The 13,492-nt window shown below is 69.9% G+C and carries 9 protein-coding genes and 2 pseudogenes; 6 read left to right on the top strand and 5 right to left on the bottom strand.

Annotated elements, in window-relative coordinates:
• Positions 1 to 146: 146 nt before the first annotated feature.
• The 4 genes from alr to ACZ7LB_RS09140 are packed head-to-tail and all read right to left on the bottom strand — an operon-like array spanning position 147 to position 5,404.
• A complete protein-coding gene (alr, locus tag ACZ7LB_RS09155) occupies positions 147 to 1,367 on the bottom strand; it encodes an alanine racemase (protein ID WP_471466490.1) in 1,221 nt (406 codons plus the stop codon).
• A gap of 4 nt (positions 1,368 to 1,371) precedes the next feature.
• Positions 1,372 to 2,589: a metal-dependent hydrolase family protein gene (locus ACZ7LB_RS09150; protein ID WP_471466488.1), complete on the bottom strand. Its 1,218-nt coding sequence runs from the start codon at positions 2,587 to 2,589 to the stop codon at positions 1,372 to 1,374.
• Positions 2,586 to 4,082 carry a M81 family metallopeptidase gene (locus ACZ7LB_RS09145; RefSeq protein WP_471466486.1) on the bottom strand — a complete coding sequence of 499 codons (1,497 nt, stop codon included), beginning with the start codon at positions 4,080 to 4,082 and terminating at the stop codon, positions 2,586 to 2,588. The genes ACZ7LB_RS09150 and ACZ7LB_RS09145 overlap by 4 nt, the downstream gene beginning before the upstream one ends.
• A gap of 20 nt (positions 4,083 to 4,102) precedes the next feature.
• Entirely contained in the window at positions 4,103 to 5,404 is a 1,302-nt protein-coding gene (locus ACZ7LB_RS09140) for an MFS transporter (protein WP_471466484.1), read from the bottom strand.
• Positions 5,405 to 5,521: 117 nt separating this feature from the next.
• On the opposite strand from ACZ7LB_RS09140, the gene ACZ7LB_RS09135 reads away from it, so the two are divergent.
• From ACZ7LB_RS09135 to ACZ7LB_RS09125, 3 genes and pseudogenes are all read left to right on the top strand, one after another.
• Positions 5,522 to 6,535: an Lrp/AsnC family transcriptional regulator gene (locus ACZ7LB_RS09135; RefSeq protein WP_471466483.1), complete on the top strand. Its 1,014-nt coding sequence runs from the start codon at positions 5,522 to 5,524 to the stop codon at positions 6,533 to 6,535.
• Between the two features lie 617 nt (positions 6,536 to 7,152).
• Positions 7,153 to 7,355 (top strand): annotated as a pseudogene (locus ACZ7LB_RS09130) (cold-shock protein).
• A 368-nt stretch (positions 7,356 to 7,723) separates the two neighbouring features.
• A pseudogene (locus tag ACZ7LB_RS09125) lies at positions 7,724 to 8,071 on the top strand (DEAD/DEAH box helicase); the annotation flags it as partial.
• Positions 8,072 to 8,339: 268 nt separating this feature from the next.
• On the opposite strand, the gene ACZ7LB_RS09120 reads toward ACZ7LB_RS09125, so the two are convergent.
• Complete coding sequence (locus ACZ7LB_RS09120) at positions 8,340 to 8,960, bottom strand: TetR/AcrR family transcriptional regulator (protein ID WP_471466481.1); 621 nt, start codon at positions 8,958 to 8,960, stop codon at positions 8,340 to 8,342.
• Positions 8,961 to 9,404: 444 nt separating this feature from the next.
• On the opposite strand from ACZ7LB_RS09120, the gene ACZ7LB_RS09115 reads away from it, so the two are divergent.
• The 3 genes from ACZ7LB_RS09115 (at position 9,405) to ACZ7LB_RS09105 (ending at position 13,409) form a co-directional block, all read left to right on the top strand.
• Positions 9,405 to 10,937, top strand: coding sequence for an MFS transporter (locus tag ACZ7LB_RS09115; protein ID WP_471466479.1), 1,533 nt, complete (start codon positions 9,405 to 9,407; stop codon positions 10,935 to 10,937).
• 610 nt (positions 10,938 to 11,547) lie between these two features.
• Positions 11,548 to 12,132 (top strand): isochorismatase family protein, encoded by a 585-nt coding sequence (locus ACZ7LB_RS09110; RefSeq protein ID WP_471466478.1) that lies wholly within the window; start codon positions 11,548 to 11,550, stop codon positions 12,130 to 12,132.
• Positions 12,129 to 13,409: an MFS transporter gene (locus ACZ7LB_RS09105; protein ID WP_471466476.1), complete on the top strand. Its 1,281-nt coding sequence runs from the start codon at positions 12,129 to 12,131 to the stop codon at positions 13,407 to 13,409. Before ACZ7LB_RS09110 ends, ACZ7LB_RS09105 begins: the two co-directional genes overlap by 4 nt.
• Positions 13,410 to 13,492: the final 83 nt, after the last annotated feature.

Raw genomic sequence — 13,492 nt, 5'->3', positions numbered from 1 at the left:
GTTCCTCCGACCCACCGGCCCGAGCCGGCCCTGCACGTGGGCCCGCGTCCGCCGCCGCAGGACGAACGAGGATTCACCGTCCACTGCGTCCTGGACGAGAACCCCGCGGGTTCCGGATCAATCGGCAGACAGGAGAGTGATCCTCTTCAGCCGGAACCGGCGCCCGGCCGAGCATGCGGTTCCGCGTTGATGTGCACACGGGGCACGCGAGGGCTGATGCGGGTCACGATCTCGTAGTTGATGGTGCCGGCCGCCCGGGCCCAGTCGTCGGCGGTCGGGCCGCCGTCTTCGCCCGTGCCGAAGATCACGGCCTCGTGGCCCGCCATCGTCGTGCTGTCGGTACTGGGCCCGAGGTCCACAACCGTCTGGTCCATGGCGACGCGCCCGGCCACACGGTATGTCGTGCCCGCGATCCGGACCGGGCCACCGCGGGAGGTGCGCGGGATGCCATCCGCGTATCCGAGGGGGATGAGACCGAGCACGCTCTCCTCGGACGTCCGGTAGGTGAGCCCGTAGCCCACGCCCTGTCCCGCCGGCACCCGCTTGCAGTGGGACACCAGAACGCGGAGCGTCATCGCCGGGCGGAGGCCGAGGTCGGCCGAGGAACGGTCTTGGAACGGGGAGAGGCCGTAAAGAGAGAGTCCTGTGCGAACGAGATCGAAGTGAGTGTCGGGCCGTGAGAGGGCCGCCGGTGAATTCGCGATGTGCCTCACTTCGAGCTCGCATCCGGCGTCTTCCGCGAGTGCGACGGCGTCGCGGAAGACGCCGAGCTGGGCGTCGGTCCCGGGCCGGTGCGGCTCATCGGCGAGGGCGAGATGGCTGAAGACTCCGACGACGCGGAGCAGACCCCGGTCCTGGTACCCGGTGGCCTCGGCGAGCACGGCCTCCCAGCGGTCCGGGGTCGCGCCGTTCCGGCCGAGTCCGGTGTCGATCTTGAGGTGAACACGTGCCGGCCGTCGTCGCCCGCGGGCTGCCTCGGCGATCCGGCGCAATTCCCAGCCGGAGCACCCGAGGTCGATCTCGGCGCCGACGGCTGCGGAGAAGTCGCCGGCGGGGGTGTGGAGCCATGCGAGGACCGGCGCCACGATACCTTCCGCGCGCAGCGCGAGGGCCTCGCCGATGTGTGCGACTCCGAGCCAGGTGGCGCCCGCTTCGATCGCCGCCCGGGCGACGGGGACGGCCCCGTGCCCGTACGCGTCCGCTTTCACGACGGCCATCACGCGGGCAGGCCCGGCGATCTTCCGTATGACGCGGACGTTGTGGCGGATGGCCCCGAGGTCGACGACGGCGCAGCGCTCCGGAGGACGAGCGGGGCGTCCTCCGTCGGTGTCCTTCTCCGCCCGGACGGCGGGTGGCACACGTCGCATCCCGTCACGCCCGCGCAATCGGTTGTCCGGCCTTGACGACCGTCTTCGGCCGGGTGAGCACCGAGAGGTCTGTTAGCGGGTCACCGTCCACCATGACCAGGTCGGCGAACGCCCCGGGGGTGACCTCGCCGATGCGGCCCTCCATGCCGAGCAGTCGCGCGGCCACCGTCGTCGCCGAGCGGATCACGTCGATCGCGGGCTGCACCTGTCCCCGGAGGGTGAACTCCGTGGCTTGGTGGGAGTGCATTCCGCCCAGCAGATCGGAACCGAAGACGATCTCGACGCCTCCACGGTGCGCCAGTTCCAACGCGCGCAGTCCGTGGTCGAACACCTCGGACACCTTGCGGTGGCTCACCCCCGGCAGACCGTTCCGCGGGCCCTCCTCCGCGAGTGCCTGGTAGGTGACCAGGGTCGGCACGTAGAACGCCTCGTGCTCCTTGAACAGTTCGACACTCGTCCCGTCCAGCAGGTTGCCGTGCTCGATGCTCCGGACGCCCGCACGCAGCGCGCGGTTGACGGCACGCGCCGTGTAGGCGTGACCCGCGACGTACCGGTTCGCGGCCTCGGCCTCCTCCACCGCGGCGCGGATCTCGTCTATGGACAACTGGGTGGAATCGATCCGGTCGGTGGGCGAGGCTACCCCGCCGGACAGCATGAGCTTGAGGTGGTGGGCACCGGTGCGCAACTGCTCACGCGCCGCCTTGCGGATCTGCTCCACCCCGTCGCACACCATGCCGACGGTCGGGCAGCAAGGGTGACCGTCGATGGTGTTCCGGCCGCGCTGGCGCATGTCGGCGTGCCCGCCGGTCTGGGACAGGGCCTTGCCGCCGAACAACAGGCGCGGCCCGGTGAGGTGTCCCTCGTCGAGTGCGTCGGCGAGGCCGTAGTCCGCGCCGCCCATGTCGCGCACGGTGGTGAAGCCGCGCTCCAGCATGCCGCGCAGGATGTGCCCGGACCGCGCCGCGACGTAGGACGGTGCCCATTCGGCCTGTGCGGCGATGTCCGCGGTGCATGCGGTGACGTGCACATGGGCGTCGGTGAACCCGGGCAGGACGGTGCGGCCCTCGGCGTCGATGATGACACTCGTGGAAGGAATCGGGCCGGTCCGGCTGCCGACCTCGGCGATCGTGTCCCCGTCGGTCAGGATGCCGACGCCTTCGAGGTACTCCCCGGTGTGCACGTCGAGGACGCGGGCGTTGGTGATGAGGATGCTGGACGTCACGAGAGTTCCTTCGGGGTGGGGACGGAAGGCCCGAGCGGGCTGATGCGGATGCCCGGCCGCAGGCGGCGCCATGGGAGATCGGCGGGGTCGGCGGCGACCGGGCCCGGTGCGGCGGCCACGAGCACGGCTTCGGCGGCGGGCTGGAAGTCCGCGCGGAAGTGCACCGAGCTCTTGAGCACCACTATGCGTTCGGATTCCGTCCGGATACCGAGCATGCGCAGTTGCGCCCGGTCGAGGAGCTGGACCTTCCCGCTGGTCACGCCGATGCGCAGGCCGCCGATGCGCAGGCATGCGCTCGGTCCGGAGTCGACCTCGGTGCCGTGCATCATCGGTCCTTCGAACCGGCACCGGCCGTCGGCGAGGTGCTCGACCACGAACGCTCCCTCGAAGGGTTCGGCGCCGGCGATTCCGGGGTGACCGCCGAGCGCCGTGTGGACGGTCGCACCCAGCCCGGCGGCGTGTGCGGCCGCCGCCGCGCCGGGGTCCCAGATCGCCGCCAGCGCCGCGGATTCCCCGGCACCGGCCAATGCCCGGAGCATCCCGGTCGTCTTGGCGTCGCCGCCGGCGCCGGGGTTGTCCTGCGTGTCGGCGATGACGACCGGACGCGAGGCGCCCTCGGCGAGGCGGCCCGCCTCCACGACCGCGGCCTTAGGCGGCAGGACGTCGATCCGCCACTCGGCCTCGCGCCGCACGACGTTCTCGTACAGCGAGTCCACGGCCCGGCCCGCGGCCTCGGGATCGGGGCCGTGGCACCACACGACCGGGCCGCACTCGGGGAAGTCCGCGGCCGGGAAGCCGGCGGCGAACGAGAGACACGCGTCGTCGCCGCTGAGGGGGGCGACGGTCCCGTACACCTCGCGGGCCGGGCCGAAGTCGGTGCACCCGCTGTTGACCGGGATGAGGAACGGGATCCGGCGCCATCGCAGATGCAGCCGCTCGCCCGAGCAGAGCCGGCGCAGCAGCCCCGCGGCCCGGACGCCGGTCTCGGCCATGTCGACATGCGGGTAGGTACGCAGCCCCACCGCGGCGTCCACGGCGGACAGCATCTGTTCGGTGACGTTCGCGTGCAGGTCCAGGCTCACCACGACGGGCACGTCGGGCCCGATGACGGCCCGCAGCCGGGTGAGCAGCTCGCCCTCTCCGTCGTCGCAGTGCTCGGCGGCCATGGCTCCGTGCAGATCGAGGAAGACCGCGTCCGGCCGGGTGGTGCGCGCCGCGTCAACGATCTCGCCGGCGATCCGTTCGTAGGCGTCACGGGTCACCCGGCCGGACGGGCATGCCGCTGCCCAGATCACCGGTACGAGGTCCGCGCCGCTGTTCGCCATCGCGGTGAGGAAGCCACCGACCGCGAGGTTGACCCGCGTCAGTTCGTGCAGCCGCTCGCCGCGGCGCAGCGCGGGGAATCCCTCGCCGTTGAGGAAGCTCTCGTAGGTCGCCGGGGTCGCGGCGAAGGTATTGGTCTCGTGCTGGAATCCAGCGACCAGGATGCGCATCGTTCTCTTCTTCCGGTGGCTCAACGGGCGCGGACGGGGAGCCGGATCAGGGCGATCCCGATGCCGCTGGCCAGCAACATGCCGACCAGGACCAGGAGCCCGGGGACGTCGGAACCGGTGCCGTCCTTGAGGTGGCCGAGCAGCATCGGGCTGAGGAAGCCGCCGAGCAGGCCAATGCTGTTGATGAACGCGATTCCTCCCGCGGCGGCCGTCCCCGACAGGTACGCCGACGGCATCGACCAGAACACCGCGTACGCGGCCCAACTGCATGCGGTCGAGACGGTGAGGGCGAGCAGCGAGAGCGGGAGGTTACCGTTACTGAACGCGGCGACCGCCATCGCCAGCCCGGACAGGACCGCCGGGACCGCGCTGTGCAGCCGCCGTTCCCCCAGCCGGTCGGAACGCCTGCTCACCACGAGCATCGCGAGTATCGCGGCGGCGTAGGGCACCGCGGAGAGCAGTCCGACGGTCGTGAGGCTTTCGACTCCGTTGCCGGCCAGGATCGTCGGGAGCCAGAAGATCGCCGCGTACATCCCGCCGATGAGGCAGAAGTAGCTCACCGCGAGCCCGTACACGCGGGGGTCACGCAGCACCTGGCGGAACTCGTGCCGCGTCCCGGCCTTCGTCCCGACGGTGAGGTCCCGCGCCAGCCGGCTCCTCTCGTGCTCGTCGAGCCAGCGCGCCTGCGCGGGCGAGTCGGCGAGGGTCTTGTACACCACGAAGGCGAGCAGGACCGTCGGTACACCTTCGAGGAGGAACATCCATTGCCAGCCGGAGAGACCGCCGGCGCCGTCCATTCCGGTCATGATCCATGTCGACACGGGCCCGCCGATCATCGCGCTGAGCGGCCCGGCGAGCATGAAGACGGTCATGGGCGTGGCCAGCAGTCGCGACGGATACCAGAAGCCGAGGTAGAAGATGATGCCCGGGGCGAAGCCGGCTTCGAACACACCGAGGAGGAACCGCAGGACGAGGAAGCTCGTGGTGTCGTTCACGAACATCATCGCGGTGGAGGTGAGGCCCCACAGCACCATGATCCGGACGATCGTCTTGCGGGTGCCGATCCGGGCCAGCAGCAGGTTGCTGGGAACCTCGAACAGGACGTAGCCGAGGAAGAAGATGCCCGCACCGAGGCCGTACACCGCTTCGCTGATCCCGATGTCCTCCGACATCTGCAGCTTGGCGAACCCGATGTTGACGCGGTCCAGGGCCGCGAAGGTGTAGCAGACCAGCAGCAGCGGCAGCAGCTTGCGGCTGATCTTGCGGTACAGCCCGTCCTGTCGGGTGACCGGTCTCTCCCCGGTCTCGGTGGAATGGTTCATGTGGTGTACTCCCTCCCGGTCCGCCGGGTGCGGCGTCCTCGTGTCGGTAGAGCATTGACCTGGGGACCCGTGCGGCCCGAGAAATGATGGATACTGCCTCCGGAGGTCCGGTGAGTGATGGATTCGGACAAACTGCTGGACGAGACCGACCTGGCGTTGGTGGACGCCCTGCAGGTCGGCCCGCGGGCGAGCTGGGCGAAGCTCGGTGAGGTGCTCGGTGTCGCCCCGGTCACGCTGGCCCGCCGCTGGCAGCGGCTCGTGGACACCGGCGCCGCGTGGATCAGCGTCGCGGGCAGCGACGCGCACTCACGTGGTGCGATCGTGGAGTTCGTCTGCGCGCCCGGCACGGAGCTGACCGTGGCGGCGGAGCTGGCGGAACTCCCCTACGCCAGCACGGTCGGGATCACCACCGGCGACTACCACGTGTACGCGAACATCGTCGCCTCCACGCTGGCGGCGACCACCGAGATCCTGCTGCGCGGCCTGCCCCTGTCGCCGCACGTGCTGCGGACCCGCAGCCATGTGTTCGGCAGCCTGTTCGGTGGCATGGTGTGGCGACTGGGCGTGATGAACAAGTCGCAGACCCAACAGATCCGCGAGGTACTCGGCCCCCCGCAACAGGAGGCCCGACCGCTCGGCGTGCTGGACCGCGCCCTGTTCCTGGCCCTGGGGCACGACGGGCGGCGCACCTACACGGACCTCGCCGAGGCACTCGACACCACCCCCAAGGCGGTTCAGCGCCGCCTGAACCGCCTCGAACGCAACGGCGACATCGCGTTCCGCTGCGATGTCGCCCGCACGCTGGCGGGCTGGCACACCATGGCCCTGCTGTGGCTGACCGTCCCCGACGCCGAACTGCGGACCGTCGGCAACCGCATCGCGGGCTGGGCGGAGACCCGGATGTGCGCGGCGGTGGCAAGCCCGACCAACCTTGCGGTCATCCTGAACCTGCGGTCGTTCGAGCACCTGGAGGAGATCCTTCTCCGGATGGCCACGGGCATGCCCGGGGTGACGGTCACCGAACGGCGGTTGGTCCTGCGACAGGTGAAGATCTACGGCCGCTTGGTGGACGAGGAGGGGCGGAGCACCGGGGTGGTCCCGCCCGATCCATGGGCCGAACCACAGCGGTGACGCGCGGGGGAAGGAGTCCGGCCCGCACGGCCTGGCGGGCCTTGACCCCGCGGGGCTGGACCTGTCCGGTCCGAGCGCCGGGGGACGCGGGTATGAGATCGGTACGCCTATGGGCGAACCGAACGATCGGGCGACCCGGTTCGACGAATCCGCGAGCCTTCCCGGCCCGCCGCCGGACGTCAGGTCCCGCACTCCGACACCTCTGGGACATCCGGAGGCCGGACCACCCCCGAAGAGCAACTGCCCTCCGGCCTCCACAAACCGGATCCGTAACCTTGGCGCTATTCTCCAGAAAGGACGTCGCGGAAGAGGACGCACACCCTCCCCGCGTCGATGCGCATATCTGGTTCCGTGACAGGAGAAAAGTGCGCCCCACGGGCAAGGAAATTTGAAGTGTGCCACCGCACCCACATCGGCCCGGAGCGCGGTCAACCGCCCTGCGCTAAACATGGCGGCCAGTTGCATTAGCGGTTCCCAGAGCTTCAATTGTCCTCACCGAATTTTTATACCGGTGAGAGCTTTTTGGTTTCCGGTTTCTTTCCGGAGGGGGCAATCATCACGGCAGCGCTGTACCCGCACAGTGCGGACACAGGACACCGCCCCAAAGGAGATATGACATGGCTACCGGCACCATGAAGTGGTTCGACGCGGAAAAGTGTCTCGGCTTCATCGAGCAGGACGGCGGCGGCGCTGATGTGTTCCCCACTACTCGAACATCGCCGCTTCGGGCTTCCGCGAGCTGCGGGAGGGCCAGAAGGTGGAGTTCGACGTCGCTCAGGGCCAGAAGGGCTCGCAGGCGGAGAACAACGTTCCCGCCTGACGTCGACACGTCGACACCGGGCTGGGGCCCGCGCCTGACGGATGCGGGCCCCAGCACTGCTGCTTCACAGATTCCCCTTCCGCGGCAATCGCTTCGCGGACAGCGGGGGAGCCCCGCCCGGGTCGGCGAATAGCCCCCGATGAATCACGACGGGGAGAAGGCCGTCATTTGTTTGCGGCTCGCGGATCTTTTCGGGCAGCCCTTCCCCCGTCGCAACAACGGGAAGTTCCGTCCTTCTCGATTTCGTTTCTTTTCACTGGTTCGTACTTGCGATTCTCCCTGGGGATCACTGCTGCGGGAGTCCCTCGATGCATGCCGTATCGAGGGACTGTTTCGCATGAAGCACACCACCCGCACCACTCGACCTCGTCGTCAACGTCGTCAACGTCGTCAACGTCGACCCTCCCACCGATCACAAGGACTACCTCCACCGCGGCGGCCGCACCGCACGCGCCGGAGAGTCCGGCCGCGTCGTCACCCTCGTGATGCCCAACCGGCGCCGCGACATGACCCGGCTGACGGCCGACGCCGGCATCACCCCGCTCACCACCCAGGCGCGCGCCGGCGATGCCGAACCGAACCGCATCACCGGCGCCCGGACCCCGACGGGCGTCCCCGTCACCATCACCGCACCGGCCCCCGAACAGCCCAAGCGCCGCCCGTCCGCGTCACGCGGCCGACGCGGCGGGGACCGTCGTTCCCAAGCAGGGCAGCCCCCGCGCCCTCACCCCTCCGCCGACCTTGAGGCCGGTTGGCCGGTTGCGTCCCGACTGCCGGAGCGGCGACTTCGTCCTCCGTCCCGCCGACGGCGCCGCGGCGGGGCCACGGCTGGAGGCTCCGGTCGGGGCCGGGCGGTTGGTGCTGCCCCTCGTGCTCCTGGCGGCGCCGGTCGACCGCTCCGGCCGGGGCGGCGATCGGGCAGTCGACGGGTTCGGAGTCGACACCGGCTGTCCTCAGCCTGCTCGGCGTCTCCACGCGAACCGGTCAGGGATCGCCGTGCTCACCTCCGCGCGCCAAGGCGGCGGCAATGCCGTCCAGGACGGTCTCCAGGCCCGCGGTGAACTGGGCCTCCAGATCCCAGGGCTGGGCACCCGCGGCCATGGCCCGGGCGAGGCGGGGGAAGTCGGAGAAGTCGTCCGGAGGGCCAGTCGATGTGCCGGACCCGGTGGAGGCTTCACTCGCGACCAGAGTGAGGGCCACCCCCTGCACGTAGGAGGCGAACGTGAACATATGACGGAACGCTTCCGCAGGCTCCAGGCCGAGCCCGTCGAAGGACGCGAGCGCGCTCTCGCTGTCGGCGGCCACTCCCCGACCGAGCCGCCCACGGGTGGACATCATGACCTGCGGCAGGATCCAGGGGTGGCGGAGGTAGAGCTCCCAGTCGCGCCGGGCTGCCCGCCTCAGCCCTTCACGCCAGCCGTCCGCCGGGGTCTGCGGTGGAGGATCCTCGTTCTGTGCGGCCTCCACCATGCGTGCGAGCAGTTCGTCCTTGGACGGAACATGCCGGTACAGGGACATGGTCGCTGCCCCCAGAGCCTCTGCCACCCGGCGCATCGACAGCGCGTCCAGTCCCTCGGCGTCCGCGATCCCGATCCCGGCGCTCACGATCCTGTCCACGGAGAGGGGGGACTCGGCGTCAGGGGGCGCGTCGGCGCCCGATCCGGGAAGTCCGGGGCGCCCGTCCAGTTCGGCGTACCCCGCGCGACGGGTCCGGTACGCGCGTGCCTGGCAGGCACGCGAGCAGTACCGGCGCGGACGTCCTCGCGCCGCGTGGTCGAACAACGTGCCGCAGCAAGCGCATCGCGCACGGCCCGGCGTACCGCCGTCTCCCTCCGCCACCATCCCGACCCTCCCTTTTCGTCACACCGCCAAGTCGTGACGAAATTCTAGCGTAACAGGATCCATGGCGCTCACCTCGCATCTTTAAAGCCTTCGTTGACTTTCTACACTCTCGCGTATGCTGTACGCGGCCGTTCGGAATGAAGCCTTCGCATGCAGCGAATCCCGGCCGACGCACGGACCCATGAGCAGAGAGAACGAGGCGGACCGATGAACGGGACAGTGAAGGACCGCGTGCCCGCACGCGCCGGACGCAGACAGTGGGCGGGGCTGGCCGTCCTCGTCCTGCCCTGCGTGCTGGTATCGATGGACATGTCCATCATGTTCACCACGCTCCCGACCCTGACCGCCGACCTCCGGCCAAGCAGCTCCGAGCTGCTGTGGATCATGGACGGCTACGGCTTCATGCTGGCCGGCCTGCTGATCACCATGGGCACCCTCGGCGACCGGTTCGGCCGCCGCCGCGTCCTGCTCTGCGGAGCCGCGGCCTTCGGTCTCGCCTCCGCCCTCGCCGCGTTCTCCACCACCCCACAGACGCTCATCGCCGCCCGGATGCTGCTCGGCGTCGCGGGTGCCACGCTGGCCCCCTCCACCCTCTCCCTGATACGCGCGATGTTCCACGACGAGAAGCAGCGCACCACCGCCGTCGGCGTGTGGACGGCCGGCTTCGCCGGCGGCGCGGTACTCGGCCCGATCATCGGCGGCCTCCTCCTGGACCACTTCTGGTGGGGTGCGGTATTCCTGGTGAACACCCCCGTGATGGCAGTGCTGCTCGCCCTCGGCCCGCGACTACTGCCCGAGTTCCTCGACCCCTCTCCCGGCCGCTTCGACCTCTCCGGCGCCCTCCTCTCCCTCCTTGCCGTCCTGGGCGTGATCTACGGCATCAAGTCAGGTGCGGAACACGGCTTCGGCACTCCGGCACTGCTGTCCCTGGCCGCCGGGACCACCTTCGGTTACGCCTTCCTGCGCCACCAACGCCGGAGCCCCTACCCCATGTTCGACCTGGGGCTCTTCCGCGAACGCCGCTTCAGCGTGGCTCTCGGCATCGACGCACTCGCCACCTTCGGCCTGGTCGGCTTCTCCCTGTTCAGCTGGCAGTTCCTGCAGCTGGTCCTCGGCATGAAGCCCTTCACGGCAGCCCTGTGGACGCTGCCCACCTTCCTCGTCATGCCAGTTGGCATCGCGCTTGCCACCATGGCCGCTCCGCGCCTCGGCAAGGACCGGGTGATCACCGCCGGACTGGCCATCGCCGTGGCCGGGTTCATCCAGCTCGCCTTCACCGGCGCGCACAGCGGCGCTCCGCACATCGTCACAGGCATGGGGATCGTGTCGATCGGCATCGCCGCCGTCTCCGCCGTCGTCACCGAAGTGATCGTCTCCGCCGCTCCGCCCGAACGCGCCGGAGCCGCCTCCGCGATGGCCGAAACCTCCGCCGAGTTCGGCGGAGCCCTCGGCATCGCAATCCTCGGCAGCATCGGCGCCGCTCTCTACCGGGCCGACGTCACCGCGACGGCCCCCGGCTCACTCGGCCCGGAACAGCTGGAGGCGGCAGCCGCCACCCTCGGCGGTGCCGTCGACCTCGCCGCGGATCTCCCGCACTCGGCCGGGGCCGCCGTGCGCGACAGCGCCTTCGCCGCCTTCGCGCACGAGACCCGTATCGCGGCCATCGTCTGCGCCGCCCTGGCAGCGGCGGGCGCACTCCTGGTGGCCACGGCGCTGCGGCGGCCCCGCACCCACCCCTGACCGGTCTTCCTCTGATACACGTCCCAGACCGCCGGCTCCACGACCACGTCGCCGTATGGCGCCATCAGGGTTCGGTCGGCGCGAGGACACCTGCCCGGTTCTCGTACTCGCGGCGGGCCTTGCGCCGGGCCGGGACCGCCGGGAGGCCCTGGCAGCCGCCGACCGGCCGGCAGCGGGCGAGGTGACGGGGTGCACGACCGCGATGGCGGTGACGCGGGGGATGCAGCCCAGACCGCGTCGTACGGTGCCCCCTGATCGTGCGCCTCCGGGCCTTGAGCGATGAGTGGGTGCTGGGGCACGGCCGTTCCGACTCCGCTGTCCTCCGTTGCCGTCCGTACGGCGCCAACCCCCTCTCCTCTCGTCTCTCTCCCCCTCTTCGCCCGGCGCGGCCCGGGATCCGCCGCCGTGCCGGGCGGGCGCCCGCCAACGGTCGTCCCCGGCCCTCCGGACGGTATAAAGATTTCCTATGACTGGGGGAACGCGCTTCGCGGTTAGGCTCAGGGCTCAATCAGCCGGGGCCGAGATCCGGGCCTTCCGCATTTCGCAGCGCAAGAGGAGTCCACCGTTGAACGCGATGTGGCGCGTGAATCCGAGGAATACGGCACTGCTCGTGATCGACATGCAGAACGACTTCGTTCTGGAGGGGCATCCGATGGAGGTGCCGATGGCACGCCGGCGGATACCGCAGATGCAGGAGGTCGTCGCCGAGTGCCGGACCGCCGGAATTCCGGTCGTCTACAGCCGGCACGTCCTTCTCGACACCTTCAACGTGTCGCCATTGGAATCCACCTACAACCCGGCACTGCTCACCGCTGGAATGCGCAGCGGTACGCCCGGGGTGGAGATCATCGACGACCTCGCGCCGGAGCCCGAGGACGTGGTCATCCCGAAGCACCGCTACGACTTCTTCCACAACACGCCGCTCGAGACCGTGCTGACCAGCATCTCGGGCCTGCGTCAGGTGGACACGGTCATCATCATCGGCACCCTCACCGAGGTCTGCTGCGATTCGACGGCACGCAGCGCCTACATGCGCGATTTCAAGGTGGCATTCGTCGCCGACGCCACCGGTGCGCGCAGCGAGGCCGCACAGAAGGCCACGGAGGAGAACATCGGCACCTTCTTCGGCCGGGTTCTCCGGACCCGGGAACTGGTCGCGGAGATCCGTGAAAGCACGGAAGGGAGAGCGGCATGACGACGAAAGAGTACGACGTCCGCTACGAGCGTTCCGCGGTACTGCTGCTTTCCCTCGGTTTCGGTCTCGTGGGCCTGGACCGCTGGATCATCAGTCCGCTTTTCCCGTCGATGATGAAGGAACTCGGGCTGGACTATCAGGACCTGGGGAACATCATCGGTGTTCTCGGTCTTGCCTGGGGTGCTTCCTCCCTTCTCATGGGCGGTCTTTCCGACCGACTGGGACGGCGCAAGATCCTGGTCGCGTCGATCGTGTTCTTCTCGTTCTGTTCGCTGCTGACCGGACTGGTCGGCGGACTCTTCAGCCTGCTGATGGTGCGCGTCATCATGGGCGTCACCGAGGGCGCGTTCACCCCGACTGCGGTGGCGGCCACGGCGGAGGCGTCGCGCCCGCGGCGGCGCGGGCTGAACATGGGCATCCAGCAGAGCACCTTCGCCCTGTTCGGCGTGGGCCTCGGCCCCATCATCGCCACCCAGCTCCTGCGCGTCCTGCCGAGCTGGCACTGGGTCTTCGGCATCATGCTGCTGCCCGGACTGGTGCTGGCCTGGTTCGTCTTCAGGACCATCCGTGAGCCGCACCAGCTCCCCGCCTTCGAGTCCACGGTCGTCGCCACTTCCCCCGGCGAGAAGCCCGGCTGGCTGGACGTCTTCCGCTACCGCAACATCCGGCTGGCGATCCTGGCCCTGTGCGGCGCGATGACCTGCATCTTCGTGCTCAGCGCCATGGTGCCGAGCTATCTCGTCGACCACCAGGGCATCGGCACCACCCAAATGGGCGTCATCGCCTCCGGCATCGGATTCGGCGCCTTCGCCGGCCAGCTCGTGATCCCCGGGCTCTCCGACCGGTTCGGACGCAAGCCCGTGGTGATCGCCGCGCTGCTGATGGCGATGGCGATGCTGATCGGCTTCATCTTCCAGGGCCCGGTGGTGCCGCTGCTGTTCCTGCTGCTGTTCTTCATCGCCTTCGGCGCCAACGGCTGCCTGGCCCTGCTCGCCGGCACCATCACCGTGGAGTCCGTGCCCGCCGGGCTGATGGGCGCCGCGGCCGGCACCGTCATGGGCGTCGCGGAGATCTTCGGCGGCGGCGTGGCCCCGTCCGTCGCCGGTTACCTGGCGCAGAACCACGGCATCGAGACCGTCCTCTACCTGGCGCTGGGCGGACTGGTGCTCTGTGTGGTCGCCGCGTCCTTCCTCCAGGAGACGGCGCCGAAGAAGGCCGACTCCACCGACCGGGCCGACCCGGCCGACCCCGCCGCCAGGGCGCCCGCCGGCGCCTGACCGGCCCATGGCTCCGTCCCCGTTTCCCCGTCCCCCGGCCCCTTCCCCCCGGGGGCCGGCGCCCGGACCGGACGCCCCGCGTG

It is taken from the genome of Streptomyces sp. NPDC107521 (genome assembly GCF_055598485.1).
This window is presented reverse-complemented; position numbering and strand designations above follow the sequence as displayed.